General features: G+C 69.1%; 16 protein-coding genes. 9 read left to right on the top strand and 7 right to left on the bottom strand.

The annotated features are described in order from the left end of the window. Positions 1 to 19: 19 nt before the first annotated feature. The 6 genes from infC (at position 20) to CON77_RS02730 (ending at position 5,399) form a co-directional block, all read left to right on the top strand. Positions 20 to 622, top strand: a complete 603-nt coding sequence (gene infC, locus CON77_RS02755) for a translation initiation factor IF-3 (protein ID WP_101047604.1) — start codon at positions 20 to 22, stop codon at positions 620 to 622. A gap of 173 nt (positions 623 to 795) precedes the next feature. Beyond that, positions 796 to 999 (top strand): 50S ribosomal protein L35, encoded by a 204-nt coding sequence (gene rpmI / locus CON77_RS02750; RefSeq protein WP_087278704.1) that lies wholly within the window; start codon positions 796 to 798, stop codon positions 997 to 999. Positions 1,000 to 1,024: 25 nt separating this feature from the next. Continuing rightward, complete coding sequence (gene rplT / locus CON77_RS02745; RefSeq protein WP_101047602.1) at positions 1,025 to 1,384, top strand: 50S ribosomal protein L20; 360 nt, start codon at positions 1,025 to 1,027, stop codon at positions 1,382 to 1,384. A 114-nt stretch (positions 1,385 to 1,498) separates the two neighbouring features. Continuing rightward, the gene (gene pheS / locus CON77_RS02740; protein ID WP_101047600.1) at positions 1,499 to 2,569 is read left to right on the top strand and encodes a phenylalanine--tRNA ligase subunit alpha; all 1,071 of its coding nucleotides are present in this window, start codon (positions 1,499 to 1,501) and stop codon (positions 2,567 to 2,569) included. A 30-nt stretch (positions 2,570 to 2,599) separates the two neighbouring features. Next, positions 2,600 to 5,023: a phenylalanine--tRNA ligase subunit beta gene (gene pheT, locus CON77_RS02735; protein WP_101047598.1), complete on the top strand. Its 2,424-nt coding sequence runs from the start codon at positions 2,600 to 2,602 to the stop codon at positions 5,021 to 5,023. Positions 5,024 to 5,045: 22 nt separating this feature from the next. Continuing rightward, complete coding sequence (locus CON77_RS02730; protein WP_101047596.1) at positions 5,046 to 5,399, top strand: integration host factor subunit alpha; 354 nt, start codon at positions 5,046 to 5,048, stop codon at positions 5,397 to 5,399. Positions 5,400 to 5,441: 42 nt separating this feature from the next. Here the strand turns inward: CON77_RS02730 and CON77_RS02725 are convergent, their stop codons facing one another. Continuing rightward, positions 5,442 to 6,350, bottom strand: coding sequence for a DMT family transporter (locus CON77_RS02725; RefSeq protein WP_232788377.1), 909 nt, complete (start codon positions 6,348 to 6,350; stop codon positions 5,442 to 5,444). Then, complete coding sequence (locus CON77_RS02720) at positions 6,347 to 6,844, bottom strand: methylated-DNA--[protein]-cysteine S-methyltransferase (protein WP_101047594.1); 498 nt, start codon at positions 6,842 to 6,844, stop codon at positions 6,347 to 6,349. Before CON77_RS02720 ends, CON77_RS02725 begins: the two co-directional genes overlap by 4 nt. Positions 6,845 to 6,942: 98 nt before the next feature. Between CON77_RS02720 and CON77_RS02715 the strand changes: the two genes are divergently transcribed. From CON77_RS02715 to CON77_RS02705, 3 genes are read left to right on the top strand one after another with little or no spacing between them, the layout of a single operon-like run. After that, entirely contained in the window at positions 6,943 to 8,340 is a 1,398-nt protein-coding gene (locus CON77_RS02715; protein WP_101047592.1) for a phosphomannomutase/phosphoglucomutase, read from the top strand. Positions 8,341 to 8,356: 16 nt separating this feature from the next. Next, the gene (locus CON77_RS02710; RefSeq protein WP_101047590.1) at positions 8,357 to 9,415 is read left to right on the top strand and encodes a glycosyltransferase family 4 protein; all 1,059 of its coding nucleotides are present in this window, start codon (positions 8,357 to 8,359) and stop codon (positions 9,413 to 9,415) included. Between the two features lie 12 nt (positions 9,416 to 9,427). Next, entirely contained in the window at positions 9,428 to 10,741 is a 1,314-nt protein-coding gene (locus tag CON77_RS02705) for a 3-deoxy-D-manno-octulosonic acid transferase (RefSeq protein WP_101047639.1), read from the top strand. On the opposite strand, the gene CON77_RS02700 is transcribed toward CON77_RS02705, so the two are convergent. From CON77_RS02700 to mutS, 5 genes are all read right to left on the bottom strand, one after another. After that, positions 10,719 to 12,089 (bottom strand): TolC family outer membrane protein, encoded by a 1,371-nt coding sequence (locus tag CON77_RS02700; RefSeq protein WP_101047588.1) that lies wholly within the window; start codon positions 12,087 to 12,089, stop codon positions 10,719 to 10,721. The two genes, CON77_RS02705 and CON77_RS02700, sit on opposite strands and share 23 nt — an antisense overlap. Before the next feature lie 43 nt (positions 12,090 to 12,132). Then, entirely contained in the window at positions 12,133 to 12,483 is a 351-nt protein-coding gene (locus CON77_RS02695) for a rhodanese-like domain-containing protein (RefSeq protein ID WP_101047586.1), read from the bottom strand. Positions 12,484 to 12,497: 14 nt separating this feature from the next. Continuing rightward, positions 12,498 to 13,196, bottom strand: coding sequence for a protein-L-isoaspartate O-methyltransferase family protein (locus CON77_RS02690; protein ID WP_101047584.1), 699 nt, complete (start codon positions 13,194 to 13,196; stop codon positions 12,498 to 12,500). Positions 13,197 to 13,236: 40 nt separating this feature from the next. After that, positions 13,237 to 13,920: a TetR/AcrR family transcriptional regulator gene (locus CON77_RS02685; RefSeq protein ID WP_101047582.1), complete on the bottom strand. Its 684-nt coding sequence runs from the start codon at positions 13,918 to 13,920 to the stop codon at positions 13,237 to 13,239. Positions 13,921 to 13,962: 42 nt separating this feature from the next. Then, the coding region (gene mutS / locus CON77_RS02680; protein ID WP_101047580.1) for a DNA mismatch repair protein MutS at positions 13,963 to 15,973 on the bottom strand (2,011 nt) is incomplete at its 5' end.

Raw genomic sequence — 15,973 nt, 5'->3', positions numbered from 1 at the left:
TTGAACAAAGGATTTCACCATCGCTACCGCTCCCAACTTCCGTGACCGTCGTCAGCGCGAGGAACGCGCCCACCGCCTGAACCGCGAAATCATGGCCCCCGAGGTCCGCCTCACCGGCCCCGAAGGCGAGGCCATCGGCGTAGTCAGCCTGCAAGAGGCGCTGCGCATGGCGGGTGAACTGGACGTGGACCTGGTGGAGATCGCCGCGATGGCCAAGCCGCCGGTGTGCCGCCTGATCGACTACGGCAAGTTCAAGTACGCCGAGCAGAAAAAGGCCGCGGAAGCGAAAGCCAAGCAGAAGGTCATCGAGGTCAAGGAAATCAAGTTCCGCCCCGGTACCGACGATGGTGACTACAACATCAAGATGCGCAACATCAAGCGCTTCCTGGACGACGGCGACAAGTGCAAGATCACCTTGCGTTTCCGCGGCCGGGAAATCACCCACCAGGAGTTGGGTCTGGCGCTGCTGAACCGCATCCGCGACGAGTTGGCGGATTTGATCGTGGTGGAGCAGTTCCCCAAGCTCGAAGGCCGTCAGATGATCATGATGATCGCCCCCGGCCGCAAGAAGGCCGGTGGCGCTGCCAAGCCGGCGGACGCAACGGTCGAAACGGCGGCGTAAGCCGCCACACCGAACACGGGCCTGGTGGGTGGGTCGCCTGCCAGGTCCGTGCGGCGTTTTTGGACGCCGCACGGTGCGCGGTTTTCTGCGCACCACACCAAGTGGCTCGGGGCCAACAAGACCGCGATCAGGTTCGCGGCGCCTCACGAGCACAAACCATAAGGAGCATTGAAATGCCCAAGATGAAGACCAAGAGCAGTGCGAAAAAGCGTTTTCGCGTTCGTCCGGGTGGCACCGTCAAGCGCGGTCAAGCCTTCAAGCGTCACATCCTGACCAAGAAGACCACCAAGAACAAGCGCCACCTGCGCGGTGCGGTGAATGTGCATGAGACCAACATGGGTCACATGGCACAGATGCTGCCCAAGGCCGGCCTGTAATTCAACGACGAACAAGGAGTAGCTTATGCCTCGCGTCAAACGTGGTGTCACCGCACGTGCCCGTCACAAGAAAGTCCTGGCCCTGGCCAAAGGTTTCCGCGGCCGCCGCGGCAACGTCTACCGCATCGCCAAACAGGCGGTGATGAAGGCCGGTCAGTACGCCTACCGCGACCGCCGTGCGAAGAAGCGTGTGTTCCGCCAGCTGTGGATCGCCCGTATCAACGCCGGTGCGCGCGAATTGGGCCTGACCTACAGCCAGTTCGCCAACGGTCTGAAGAAGGCCGCCATCGAGATCGACCGCAAGATGCTGGCCGATCTGGCTGTGAACGACAAGGCCGCCTTCGGCGCCATCGTCGCTCAGGTCAAGGCCAAGCTGGCCGCTTGATGGACCTCGGGTTTTTCTGAGCGAAAATACCCGGTTTGAAGGGCCAGCGCTGTACGGCACTGGCCCTTTTTCATTTGGATCACGCCCTTGCAGGGCCCGCAGTGGACCGTTGAGATGAACGACCTCGATTCCCTGGTGCAGTCGGCGCGCGAGCTGTTCGCGCAGGCCGCCACCCCCGCCGACCTGGAAAACGCCAAAGCCCAGTACCTGGGCAAGAGCGGCCGCATGACCGAGCTGATGAAGGGCATGGCCAGCCTGAGCGTGGAAGAGAAGAAGACCCGGGGCGCCGCCATCAACGTGGCCAAGCAGGCGATCGAGGCGGCATTGAACGAATGCCGCACCGCCCTGGCCGAAGCCGAATTGCAGCGCCAGCTGCAGGCCGAGGCGCTGGACGTGACTTTGCCCGGCCGCCAGCGCGGCACCGGCGGTCTGCACCCGGTGAGCCTGACGCTGGAGCGCATCGAGGCGATCTTCGGTTCCATGGGCTTCGAGGTGGCCGACGGCCCCGAAATCGAGTCCGACTGGTTCAACTTCACCGCGCTGAACACGCCCGAAGACCACCCGGCGCGGTCCATGCACGACACCTTCTACGTGGAAGGCGGCAGCGACAAGGCGCCGAACCTGCTGCGCACGCACACCAGCCCGATGCAGATCCGCCACGCGGTGCAGCACGTCAAGCGCGCCAAGGCCTTGGCCGGCGCCCCGGCGGATACGCTGTTCAGCGGTGACATGGCCGAGATCCGCGTGATCGCGCCAGGCCGCACCTACCGGGTGGACAGCGACGCCACCCACTCGCCCATGTTCCACCAGTGCGAAGGCCTGTGGATCGGCGAGAACGTGAGCTTCAAGGACTTGAAGTTCGTGTTCACCGATTTCTGCCGCACCTTCTTCGAGTCGGATGACTTGGTGCTGCGTTTCCGCCCGAGCTTCTTCCCCTTCACCGAGCCCAGCGCCGAGATCGACATCCAGTTCCAGACAGGCCCGTTGGCGGGCCGTTGGCTGGAGGTGGCCGGTAGCGGCCAGGTGCACCCGAACGTGGTGCGCAACATGGGGCTGGACCCCGAGAAATACATCGGTTTTGCCTTCGGCATGGGCCCGGACCGCCTGACCATGTTGCGCTACGGCGTGAACGACCTGCGCCTGTTCTTCGACGGCGATGTCCGTTTCCTGAGCCAATTCCGCTGACCCGCGCCCCGCAATTCGAGAGTAGAGAACATGCAATTCCCCGAGTCCTGGCTGCGCGAATTCTGCAACCCGTCCCTGACCAGCCAGCAGCTGGCCGACACCCTGACCATGGCCGGTCTGGAGGTGGAGGAGTGCGTGCCCGTAGCGCCGCCTTTCACCCAGATCGTGGTGGGCGCCATCGTGGCGGCCGAGCAGCACCCCAACGCCGATCGCCTGCGCGTGTGCCAGGTGGACGCCGGCACCGGCGAGCTGCTGCAGATCGTCTGCGGTGCGCCCAATGCGCGCGTGGGCATCAAGGTGCCGTGTGCGCTGGTGGGCGCCGAGCTGCCGCCGGGCGAGGATGGCAAGCCTTTCAAGATCGGCAAGGGCAAGCTGCGCGGGGTGGAAAGCTTCGGCATGCTGTGCTCCGCGCGCGAACTGAAACTGTCGGAAGAGAACGCGGGCCTGCTCGAGTTGCCGCTGGACGCCCCGGTGGGCCAGTCGGTCCGCGAGTATTTGAAGCTGGACGACCAGCTGTTCACCCTGAAGCTCACACCCAACCTGGCGCACTGCCTGAGCGTCTACGGCATTGCCCGTGAGGTGGCCGCGCTGACCGGCGCCCCGCTGAACGCGCCCACCTTCCAGGCTGTGCCCGTGCAGCACGCCGATGTGTTGCCGGTGCAGGTGCATGCGCCCGACTTGTGCGGCCGCTTCACCGGTCGCATTGTGCGCGGCATCAACCCGCAAGCCGCCACGCCGCCCTGGATGGTGGACCGCCTGGCCCGTTGCGGCCAGCGCAGCGTGTCGGCGCTGGTGGACATTTCCAACTACGTGATGTTCGAGCTGGGCCGTCCGTCGCACATTTTCGACCTGGACAAGATCCACGGCGGCTTGCAGGTGCGTTGGGGCAAGGCCGGTGAAACTTTGAAGCTGCTCAACGGCAACACCGTGGCGGTGGACGAGACCGTGGGCGTGATCGCCGACGAGCAGGCGGTGGAATCGCTGGCCGGCATCATGGGCGGTGACGCCACCGCCGTGGGCGACGACACCCGTAACGTGTTCGTGGAAGCCGCGTTCTGGTGGCCCAAAGCCATCGCCGGCCGTTCGCGCCGCTACAACTTCAGCACCGACGCCGGCCACCGCTTCGAGCGCGGCGTGGACCCGCAGCAGACGGTGGAGCACGTCGAGCGCATCACCCAGCTGATCCTGGACATTTGCGGTGGTGAGGCCGGCCCGGTGAACGACCAGACCGTGAACCTGCCGCAAGCCCAGCCGGTGACGCTGCGCGTGGCGCGCGCCAACAAGGTGATCGGCATGCCGCTGACGCAGCAGCAATGTGCCGACGCGCTGCGCAGCCTGAGCCTGCCGGTGACCGAAGGCGATGGCGGCGTGACGGTGACCCCGCCGTCCTTCCGCTTCGACCTGCAGATCGAGGAAGACCTGATCGAGGAAGTGGCGCGCGTGATCGGCTACGAGCAGCTGCCGCACACCCCGCCGCTGGCGCCGGTGACGGCCAAGATCCGCCCGGAAAACCGCCGTGGGCCCTTCCAGCTGCGCCGCCAGTTGGCGCAACTGGGCTACCAGGAAACCATCAACTACAGCTTCGTGGAGGCGCGCTGGGAGCGCGATTACGCCGGCAACGCCGACCCGATCCAGCTGCTCAACCCCATCGCCAGCCAGTTGAGCGTGATGCGCTCCTCGCTGCTGGGCAGTCTGCTGAACGTGCTCAAGTTCAACACCGATCGCAAGGCCGCGCGCGTGCGCGTGTTCGAACTGGGTCGGGTGTTCCGCAAAGACGCCTCGGTGACTGACAGCGACACCACCGTGGCCGGCTTCGACCAACCGATGCGGGTGGCGGGCTTGGCCTTCGGCGACGAGGCCACGCAGCAGTGGGGCCACGCGGCGCGAGCGGTCGATTTTTTCGACGTGAAAGGCGATGTGGAGGCCTTGCTGGCCCCGCGCGTGCCGACCTTTGAAGCGGCCGAACACCCGGCCATGCACCCGGGACGTTGCGCCCGCGTCTGCCTGGACGGCGTGGCCATCGGCTTTGTGGGCGAACTGCACCCGCGCTGGCGCCAGGCCGAAGGCTGGCTGCAAGCCCCGGTGATGTTCGAACTCGAGCTGCCGGCGGTGCTGGCGCGCGAGGTCGCCGTGGCCCGTGCCGTGGCGCGTCACCAGCCGGTGGAACGCGACATCGCCGTGGTGGTGAAGGAAGGCGTGGGCCACGCCGCCTTGATGGCGGCGGTGCACGCCGCCCCGACCCAGGGCTGGCTCAAGCAGGCGGTGCTGTTCGACGTCTACCGGCCCAAGAAGGGCGCCGAACACGGCGGTGGCCTGGCCCCCGACGAGAAAAGCCTGGCCGTGCGCCTGACGCTGGAGCGCGAGGACGCCACCCTGACCGACGAAGAGATCGACGGCACCGTCAAGGCGGTGCTCGCCACACTGGCCGAGCGCGTCCAGGCGCGTTTGCGTTGACCGCTTGCGAAGGAGCACGACCATGGCCGCCCTGCCAACGCCCCCCGACGCCGACACGCCCGATGCCGACGCGTCGGCCCTGACCAAGGCCCAACTGGCCGAACTGCTGTACGAGCAGATCGGCCTGAACAAGCGCGAGTCCAAAGACATGGTCGATGCCTTCTTCGACCTGGTCGGTGACAGCCTGGTGAGCGGTGAGGATGTGAAGATTTCCGGTTTCGGCAACTTCCAGATCCGCACCAAGGCGCCGCGCCCGGGACGCAACCCGCGCACCGGCGAGCCGGTGGCGATCGAGGCGCGGCGTGTCGTCACCTTTCACGCCAGCCCCAAGCTCAAGGAATCGGTCCAGGGCGGCAGCCCGGTGGACGGGGACTGACCGCGCTGGGCACAGGCGGCCCGCTGCGTGCGGTGCCGTCGCTCAGTTCGGTGCGGTCTGTGCCGGCGCCGGTGTTCGGGGGGCGACCAAGCCCGTGGCCAAGGCCACCCCGCACAAAATCACGGCACCGCCCAGCACCATGACCGCGCTGATGGCCTCCTGCAGCAGCCAAGCGCCGTAGCCCAGCGCGAACACCGGGATCAGGAAGGTCACGGTCAGCGTCTTGCTGGGCCCGGCGCTGGCGATCAGGCGAAAAAACAGCAGGTAGGCCAGTGCGGTGCACAGCACGCCCGCGGCCAGCATGGCACCCCAGGTCGTGGCGCTGGGGGCCTGTGCCGGCCAGTGCCACAGGGTGGGCGCGGTCAGGGCCAGGGTGGCGCCGAACTGGCTGCCGGTGGCCGTGGCCATCGGGGGCACCCCGGTCAGGTATTTCTTGGTGAAACTGGCGGCCAGGCCGTAGCACAGGGTGGCGCCCAGGCAGGCCAGCACCGCCCAGCCCGTGCCGCCGGGCTTGAAGCTGGCCTTGTCCCACGACAACAAGGCCACCCCGACAAAGCCCAGGGCCAGCCCCAGGGCGCGCCAGCGCCCCGGGCGCTCGCCCAGCCACCCCCAGGCCACCAGGGCGCCAAACAGCGGCGCGGTGGCGTTCAGGATGGCCGACAGACCGGTGCTGATGGACAGCAGCGCATAGGCGTACAACGCGAACGGCAGGCCGGAGTTGAGCACGCCCACGAACAGGATGCGACCGGCGTGGGTTTTGAAAGCCGGCCATTGGCCACTGAACCACAGCACCGGCGCCAGGGCCAGACTGGCGATGGCCACGCGCGCGCCGGCGGTGGCCCAGGGACCCAGTTCCAGGGCCACCTGGCGCATGAACAGAAACGACGAACCCCACAGCGCCGCCAGTGCGATGAATTCGGCGGCGGTGGAACGGGGCAGGGCGGGGCTCACAGGCCTTCCAGGCGCAGCAAGGCCACCTTGCGCTCCAGTCCGCCGGTGTAGCCCGTGAGCGCGCCGCCCGCGCCCAGCACCCGGTGGCAGGGCAGCACGATGCCCAGTGGGTTGCGGCCCACCGCCCCGCCCACGGCGCGCGTGGCCGCCGGGCGCTGGATGTGTTGGGCGATGTCGCGGTAGCTGCGTGTCTGCCCGTAGGGGATGTGTGCCAGCGTGGCCCACACGGCCTGCTGGAAGGGCGTGCCGTGGCCGGTGTCCAGGGGCAGGTCAAAGCGTTGGCGGCCACCGGCAAAGTAGTCCTGCAACTGGGCCACGGTTTCGCGCAGCAGGGGGTGGTCGGCCTGGGGCGCAGCAGCCTGTGCCCAGGCGGGAATGCGGTGCTGGTCGGCGAACCACAGGCCGCACAGGGCCGTGTCACTGGCCGCGAGCAGCAATTCGCCCACTGGGCTGTGCCAGCGCAGGGCGTGCAGGGCGGGGGGTGGATGCGACATGGCCGGGCTCCAGGCAAAAAGAGATTCTAGGCCGCGTGCCGTGGTCGGTGTGGCAGTTTCTACAATCGGGGCTTGTCACACACTCTCTTCGATTTGCCATGACCTTTGCCATTGCCGCCTTTCCCCCTTCCGCCTTCAAGGCCTACGACATCCGTGGGGTGGTGCCCGACGCGCTCAACCCGGACTTTGCCCATGCCCTGGGCCGGGCCTTCGGCGCCCGCGCCCTGGCCCTGGGCGAAAGCACCGTGGCCGTGGGCCGCGATGGCCGCCTGAGCAGCCCGGTGCTGGCCGCGGCCTTGATCCAAGGTCTGGTGGACGCTGGTGTGCAAGTGATCGACGTGGGCATGGTCACAACGCCGATGTTGTATTTCGCGGCGCACACGCTGTGCCGCAGCGGCATCCAGGTGACGGGCAGCCACAACCCCAAGCACCACAACGGTTTCAAGATGGTGCTGGCCGGTCGTGCCATCTACGGCGACGAGATCCAGGCGCTGCGCCAGTCCATGCTGGCCGACGACGGGGTGGTGCGGGCCGGTGGTGCCGTCAGCACCCAGGATGTGGGGCCCGCGTACCGCGAACGCATCGTGTCCGACGTGAAATTGGCACGCCCGCTGAAGATCGTGGTCGATTGCGGCAACGGCGTGGCCGGGGCCTCGGCGCCGGCCTTGTTCCGCGCCTTGGGCTGCGAGGTCACTGAGTTGTTCAGCGAGGTGGACGGCAACTTCCCGAACCACCACCCGGACCCGTCCAAGCCGGAAAACCTGCGCGACCTGATCGCCGCCCTGGCCCGCACCGGGGCCGACCTGGGCCTGGCCTTCGACGGCGACGGCGACCGTCTGGGCATCGTCACCCCGCGTGGCGAAAACATCTTCCCCGACCGGCAGATGCTGCTGTTCGCGCAGGACGTGCTCAGCCGCGTACCCGGTGGCACCATCGTGTTCGATGTGAAGTGCAGCCAGCGCCTGGCGCCGGCCATCCGCGCCGCCGGAGGCGAGCCGCTGATGTTCAAGACCGGGCATTCGCTGATCAAGGCCAAGATGAAAGAGGTCGATTCGCCCCTGGGCGGCGAGATGAGCGGCCATATTTTCTTCAAGGAGCGCTGGTTCGGCTTCGACGATGGGACCTACGCCGGTGCCCGCCTGTTGGAAATCCTGGCGCGCCACCCCGACCCGGCCGCCGTGCTGGAAGCCCTGCCCACCAGCCACAGCACCCCCGAGTTGAACGTGCCCTGCGCCGACGGCGAGCCGCACCAATTGGTGGCGCAGATGCAGACCCAGGCCCGCTTCGACGAGGCCGCCCAGGTCAACACCATCGACGGCCTGCGCGTTGACTGGGCGGATGGTTTCGGCCTGATCCGCGCTTCCAACACCACGCCGGTGCTGGTGCTGCGCTTTGAAGGCCAGACGCCCGAGGCGCTGGAGCGCATCCGCGCCACCATGATGGCCGTGCTGCTGGCCGCCAAGCCGGACGCGCGCATCGAACACTCGGCCCACTGACCCACCCACCGCTACCATGCACCCCAGCGCCGACCCCGAAGTCATCGTTTTCAACCTGAAGCACCGCTACACCGGGGTGTCGGCGACCGTCAACGCCCTGGTGCCGCTGCAACTGGGGCAGTGGCGGCTGGCATATTGCGGCACGCCGCTGTCCAACGGTGTGCCCGGCATGCGCCTGAAAGAGGCGATCCGCCTCTCGCGCCAGCCGGCCGCCGGGCGGCCGTTCCGTATCTGGCACGTGCGCCGCGACCACGAGATGATGGCCGGTCTGTGGGCGCGCGACGTGCTGCGGCTGCCGATCAAGTTGATGTTCACCTCGGCGGCGCAACACCGCCACGGCTGGTTCCCGCGCTGGCTCATCAGCCGCATGGATGCGGTGATTTCGACCACGCCCAAGGCCGCCAGTTGCGTGCCCAACACCACCGCGGTGGTGCCGCACGGCATCGACCTGTCGCGCTTTTCGCCGCCGCCCGACAAGCTGCAGGCCTGGGCCGACAGCGGCCTGCCCGGCAAATACGGCATTGGCGTGTTCGGCCGGGTGCGCGACGACAAAGGCACCGACGTGTTCGTGGACGCGATGATCGCTGCCCTGCCGCACCTGCCCGACGCCACGGCGGTGATCGCTGGCCTGGCCCAGCCCAAGCACCAGGCCTACCAGCAGGCCTTGAAAGACAAGATCGCGGCCGCGGGCCTGAGCGAGCGCATCGTCTTCCTGGGCGAGGTGCCGGCCGGCGAGGTGCACCGCTGGTACCAGCGCTGCCTGCTGTGCGTGGCGTGCCCGCGCTACGAACCCTTTGGCCTGACCCCGTTCGAGGCCGCGGCCACCGGCTGTGCCGTGGTCTGTTCCCGCACCGGGGCGTTTGAAGAGCTGGTGCGCCCGGGCGAGAACGGCGACTTGGTGGACACCGGCGACGCCGCCGGCCTGGCCGAGGCGGTGCAGCGCGTGATGCGCGACCCCGAAGCGGCCCGGCGCATGGGCGAAGCGGCGCGCGAGCGCGTCGTGGCGCACTTCTCGCTGGCGCAGGAGGCCGCGGGCATCGGCCGGGTGTACGAGCGGCTCTTCGCCGCTGCCTGAACGGTGTCGGTGCTGGAGACCGTGGCCCTGGCGCTGTACAGCGTCGCTGTGTGGGGCTTGCAGCCGGCGCTGCGCCGCAAACTGCGGCGGCGGGGCGCGCACGAACCCGGCTACCTGCACCGGGTGGCCGAACGCTGGGGCCGTTACACCGAGCCCGCCACATCGGCCGGCGGCTGGTTGTGGGTGCATGCCGTGTCCCTGGGCGAAACGCGCGCCGCGGCCCTGCTGATCGAGCCGTTGCGGCAGCGCTCGCCGGGCCTGCGCCTGCTGCTGACCCACAGCACCGCCACCGGCCGGGCCGAAGGCGCCAAGCTGCTGCGCCCGGGCGATGTCCAAGCCTGGTTGCCCTGGGACCTGCCCGGGGCCGTCGCCCGCTTTCTAGACCATTTCCGTCCCACCGTCGGCGTGTTGATGGAGACCGAGGTCTGGCCCAACCTGGTGCGGGGCTGTCGGCGTGCCGGTGTGCCGCTGCTGCTGGTGAACGCCCGACTGAACGCGCGCTCGCACACCCGGGCACAGCGACTGGCCGCCCTGTCGGGCCCCGCCTACCGCGGCTTGACGGCGGTCTACGCCCAGTCCGAGGACGACGCAGCGCGCCTGCGCGACCTGGGGGCGCCGGTGCGAGGGGTGTACGGCAACCTCAAGTTCGACGTGCCCTGGCACCCCGACCCCTGGGCGCGCGGGCGGGCCTGGCGCCAGCAGCTGGCCGCCGAGCGACCCATCGTCCTGTGGGCCAGCGCCCGCGAAGGCGAGGAAAGCGCCTGGCTGGAGGCCTTGCACCAAGCGCCCTGGCCGGCGGGGGTGCGCCCCTTGTGGGTGGTGGTGCCGCGGCACCCGCAGCGTTTTGACGAGGTCGCGGGTCTGCTGCAAGCCCAGGGCTGGCGGGTGTGGCGCCGCAGCCAGTTGCCGCCCACCGCGGCGGCATTGCCGCCCGAGGCGCTGAACGCCGACGTGTGGCTGGGCGACTCCATGGGAGAGATGCCCCTGTACTACGGTCTGGCCCAGATGGCTTTGCTGGGCGGCAGCTTTTTGCCGCTGGGTGGGCAGAACCTGATCGAGGCCGCCGCCTGCGAATGCCCCCTGGTGATGGGGCCGCACACCTTCAACTTTGCCGAGGCCGCGGCGGCCGCGGTGGACGTGGGCGCGGCCGTACGGGTGCCCGACCTGGGGCAGGCCTTGCGGCAACTGCAGGACTGGGTGGCGGACGGCGCGGCGCGCGGCCGTGCCGAAGGCGCCTGCCGCACCCTGGTCGACAGCGGTGCGGGCGCGGCCGGGCGTTACGCCCAGGCCGTGTCGGTCTGGTTCAAGGCGCCAGCAGGGCGTTGACCGGACCCAGGTCCTCCGTCTGGAGCACGCCGCTGGCCTGGCGCAGGCGCAGGCCCCCCACCAGCACGTCGTAACGCGCTTTGGCCAGGCTGGCCTTGGTCTGGAACAGCTGGCTCTGGGCGTTGAGCACGTCGATGTTGATGCGCACCCCCACCTGGTAGCCCAGCTGGTTGGCCTCGAGCGCACTCTGGCTGGAGGCTTCGGCCGCTTCCAGGGCCTTGACCTGGCCCTGGCCAGACACCACGCCGAAGTAGGCGGTGCGCGTGGCCTGGGCGGTACCGCGGCGGGCGGCGTCCAGGTCGGTGCGGGCCTTGTTTTCCAGTGCCAGCGTCTCGGCGATGCGGTTCTGTACCGCGCCCCCGGTGTACAGCGGCAGGTTGAACTGCAGGCCCACGGTGGCGTTGTGGCTGCGCACGTAGCTGTAGGGCACGCCGGTGGTCGGACCCCGGCCGACCTGGTACTGGGCGGTGGCGTCCAGGGTCGGGAGCCGGGCGGCTTGGGCCTTGCGGGTTTCCAGCTCGGCGACGGTCAGGCCGGCGCTGGCCTGCTGCACCAGCGGGTGTTCGGCTTCGGCCCGGCCCACCCACTGGTTCACGTCGGCCGGAGCGAGTTCGGGCAGGCGCGCCGCGCTGGCCAGCTTCCAGGGGGCCGTGCCGGAGCGGCCGACCAGCTGGTCCAGCGCCAGTTTCTTCACCCGCAGGTCGTTGTCGGCGGCGATTTCCTGGGCCGTGACCAGGTCGAAGCGGGCCTGGGCTTCGCGCGTGTCGGTGATGGTGGCGGTGCCGACCTCGAAATTGCGCTTGGCCGCGGCCAGCTGCTCGGCCACCGCGGTTTTCTGGGCCTGCACAAAGGTCAGGCTGTCCTGCGCGGCGAGCACGTCGAAGTAGGCCTGCGCGGTGCGCACGATCAGTTCCTGCTCGGCGCTGCGCAACTGGGCCTGTGCGGCCAGCAGCGATTGGTCGGCCTGCTCCACGGTCAGGCGGTTGGCCGGGCGGTACAGCGGCTGGCTGGCCGACACGGCGGCGCTTTGGCCGTTGGTGCTGCGGTCCTGGCCGGGCAGGCTGCTGTCGGTGTGGGTCCAGTTGACCCCGGCCGACAAGCCGACGTTGGGCCGGACGCCGGCCAGCGCCTGCGCCGCGCGGGCCTGGCTGGCCTGGAATTGCGACAGGGCTGAGAGGTAGGTCGCGTCAAAGCCCCGGGCCGCTTCGTAGAGGGTCTGCAGGTTCTGGGCCTGCGCGCCCGCGCTGCCCAGGCACCAAGCCAGGCCCGCCACCACCGCCAGGGGGCGGCGCACCGGCTGCGTGCGGGTCAACACAGGGGGGAAATGTCGATCGCGGAGGGATGTCATGGCGGCCGGGCCTTTCAGGCGGTGGGGTGGAAGGGTGGCGTGCTCAGTAGCGGGGCACGGTCGGGTCCACCTCGGCAGACCACAGGTGGATACCGCCGTTGATGTTGACGACCGCGTCGTAGCCCTGGTTTTTCAGAAAGAACGCGACCTGGGCGCTGCGGCCGCCGTGGTGACACAGGCAGGCGATGGGCCGCTCGCGCGGCAGTTCGTTCAGGCGGGCCGGCACGCTGCTCATTGGCATGTGCAGCAGCTCAAAGCCCTGGGGGCGCACGCTGGCGGTCTGCAGTTCCCACGGTTCGCGCACGTCCAGCACGATGGGCAGGGCCTGATCGGGGCCGGCGTTGTGGCTGGCGAGCCAGTCGGCCAGTTGGGCGGGGCGGATGTGCTGGATCACAGTGGCGCGCCCGTTCAGAAGCGGAATTCGGAGGGCTGCGGGAAGTGCTGCAGGCGCGGGGCCACGGTGTCCCAGGGCTGTTCGCTGTGGAAGCTGCCCTGCGCCGTGCGGCGCACCAGGGTGGCCCGCATCACCGGTTCCTGGCCGACGATGGCGAACAGGCGGCCGCCGACCTTGAGCAGGTCGAGCAGGTCGCCCGGCACTTCGGTCACCGAGCCGCTCAGGACGATGGCGTCGTAAGGCGCGCCCGAGGCGCAGGCGGCGAAATGGTGGGCGGCGGCGTCGGCGGTCCTGACTTCCACATTGGTCACACCGGCCTGGGCCAGGTGGGCGCGGGCCTGTTCGGCCAGGGCCGGGTCGATTTCGACCGTGAGCACCTGGGCACAGAGCCGGCTCAGCAGGGCGGCCATGTGGCCCGAGCCGGTCCCGATTTCCAGCACCCGGTCGGTCGGGGTCAGGGCCAGGTCCTGCAGGGTGCGGGCCTCGACCTTGGGGGCCAGCAGGCAGGCGCCGTCGCGCGCGGGCGTGCTCAGGGGAATTTCCATATCGGCCAGGGCCAGCGCCCGGTAGGCCGCCGGGACGAACTGCTCGCGCTTGACCTGGCCCAGGAGTTCCAGCACCCGGGCGTCCAGCACCTCCCAGGGGCGGATCTGCTGTTCGATCATGTTGAAACGGGCTTGTTCGAAATCGAAGGCGGGGGTGGCGGTGCTCATTTGATACTCCATTGGGTATATTGGCCGGTTCTGGCCCATTTTACCGAAGGTGGGTGTCGCCGGGCTGTCCGGGCGGGGCGGGGCGCTGCAACAGGCCGTGCAGCAGGGCGTCGGCCTGGGTCTGTATGAAGGCGAACGGATTGATCGCCTGGCTCTGCGGCAGGCAGGGCGCCATGGCGTGTTTCCACAGCACCAGAAAAATCATCGGGGCGAGCAGGCCGTACAGGCCGTGGTCCAGGTCGAGCGCGCGGAACTCGCCGCGGTCGATGCCGCGCTGCAGCACGCGTTTGAGCAGGGCGTTGCCCGGTGCGATGACTTCGGCCTCGTAGAACTGGGCGATTTCGGGGAAGTGCATCGACTCGGTCATGACCAGCTTGGTGATGCCCGACAGGCGGGTCGCGCCGATGCGCTCCCACCATTGCAGCAGGCAATACCGCACCATGTCGGCGCTGGAGCCCTCGAAGGCATCGAACTCCTCGTTCCATTCGGCAAAGCGCCCGGCCAGGTGGTGCCGCACCACGGCCTTGAACAGGTCTTCTTTGCTGGGAAAGTACAGGAACAGCGTGCCTTTGGACACGCCGGCGCGTTGGGCCACGGCCTCGACCCGGGTGGCGGCGTAGCCGTGCTCCACGAACAAGTCGAGTGCGGCGTCGAGCAGTTCGCCCGGACGGGCGTCTTTGCGGCGGGCGCGTTTGGCGGGGGCGGACGGGGTGGCGGTTTGCATTATTGACCGATGGGTCATTAAATATACCGCAGCCGGGCCGGATCAGGCGCTGCCGGGGGCCTGGAGTTGTTTCAGGCGGTACAACGCTTCCAGGGCTTCGCGCGGGCTCAGGGCATCGGGGTCGATCTGGGCCAGGGCGCGGTCCACTTCGCTCGGCTCGGGCGTGGCCGCGGCGGGGGGCGGGGCGAACAGGTCCACCTGGGCCTGTGCGTGGGCGCTGTGGGTTTCCAGAGCTTCCAGTGCGTGGCGCGCGTGCTGCACCACGGCGCTGGGCACGCCGGCCAGGCGCGCCACCTGCACGCCGTAGCTGCGGCTGGCGGGGCCGGGCTCGATCTGGTGCAGGAACACGATGTCGCGCCCCTGGCTTTCCACCGCGCTGACGTGCACGTTCAGCGCGGCGTGGTGCTCGGCCGGGAATTCGGTCAGCTCGAAATAGTGGGTGGCGAACAGGGTGAAGGCCTTGACCTTGTCGTGTAGGTGGGTGGCGATGGCGCCGGCCAGGGCCAGCCCGTCGAAGGTGGAGGTGCCGCGGCCGATCTCGTCCATCAGCACCAGGCTGTGCGGCGTGGCACTGTGCAAAATTTGCGCGGCCTCGGTCATCTCCAGCATGAAGGTGGACTGGGCGTTGGCCAGGTCGTCGGCCGCGCCGATGCGGGTGTGGATGGCGTCCAGCGGCCCCAGGCGGCAGCGGCTGGCGGGCACGTAGCTGCCCAGGCTGGCGAGCAGGGCGATGACGGCCACCTGGCGCATGTAGGTCGATTTGCCGCCCATGTTGGGGCCGGTGATGACCTGCAGCCGGGCCTTGTTGCCCAGCACCGTGTCGTTGGGGACGAAGTGGCCCCCGCCGGTTTCGTTCAGGCGCGCCTCCACCACCGGGTGGCGTCCGCCGCGGATTTCGATGCACGGCTCCTTGACGAACTCGGGGGCGGTCCAGTTCAGCGTGAGCGAGCGCTCGGCCAGGGCGCAGAGCGCGTCCAGCCCGGCCAAGGCGCGGGCGATGCGGCCCAGGGCCGGGACGAAGGGCTGCAGGGCGTCGAGCAGGCCTTCGTACAGCCATTTTTCGCGCGCCAGGGCGCGTTCCTGGGCGCTCAGGGCCTTGTCCTCGAAGGCCTTGAGTTCGGGGGTGATGAAGCGCTCGGCGTTCTTCAGCGTCTGGCGGCGGCGGTAGTCGTCGGGCACCTTGTCGATCTGGCCCTGCGTGACTTCGATGTAGAAGCCGTGCACCTTGTTGAACTGCACGCGCAGGTTGGCAATGCCCGTGCGGGCGCGTTCGCGCGTTTCGAGGTCGAGCAGAAAGCCGTCGCAATTGGTCTGGATGGCGCGCAGTTCGTCCAGTTCGGCGTCAAAACCGTGGGCGATGACGCCGCCGTCGCGCACCAGCGCGGCCGGCTCGGGCAGCAGGGCGCGGTGCAGCAGCACGGCGCAGTCTTCGGGGGGTTCCAGCTCGGTGACGAGGTGGCCGAGCAGGGCGGAGTCCGCGCCGTGCTGGCCCAGGGCCTGTTGCAGGCCGGTGGCGAGTTCGGCGGCCTGTTGCAAGGTGGCGCCCAGGCCCACCAGTTCGCGCGGGCGCACCTGGCGCAGGGCGGTGCGGGCGGTGACGCGTTCCACGTCGGTGGCGCCCTTGAGGGCACGGCGCAGGGGCTCCAGCAAACCGGCGCGCAGCGCCGCGATGGCCTGCAGGCGTTGTTCGGCCGTGTCGCGCTGGCGTGGCGGCTCCAGCAACCAGCGTTTCAGTTCGCGGCTGCCCATGCCGGTCTGGCAGGTGTCGAGCAGGGAAAACAGCGTGGGCGCCGCCTCACCGCGCAGGTTCTGCGTCAGCTCCAGGTTGCGGCGGGTGGTGGCGGGCAGGTCGATGACCTCGTTCGGCCGCGCCACCTGCAGGTGGCGCACGTGGGCGAGGGCCCGGCCCTGGGTGTGTTCGGCGTAGTCCAGCAGGGCCGAGGCGGCGGCGTGCGCTTCGGGCAGTTCCTGCGCGCCCCAGCCGGCCAGGCTGGCGCTCTGCAACTGCTCGCGCAGCTTGCGCTCGCCCAGGGCGCCGTCGAAGGCCCAGGCG

Origin of the sequence: Macromonas nakdongensis (genome assembly GCF_002837145.1) — a bacterium.
In the GTDB taxonomy this organism is placed as follows: Bacteria; Pseudomonadota; Gammaproteobacteria; order Burkholderiales; family Burkholderiaceae_C; genus Macromonas_B; species Macromonas_B nakdongensis.
The sequence above is the reverse complement of the archived record's forward strand: the minus strand, read 5'-3'. Positions and strand labels throughout refer to the sequence as shown.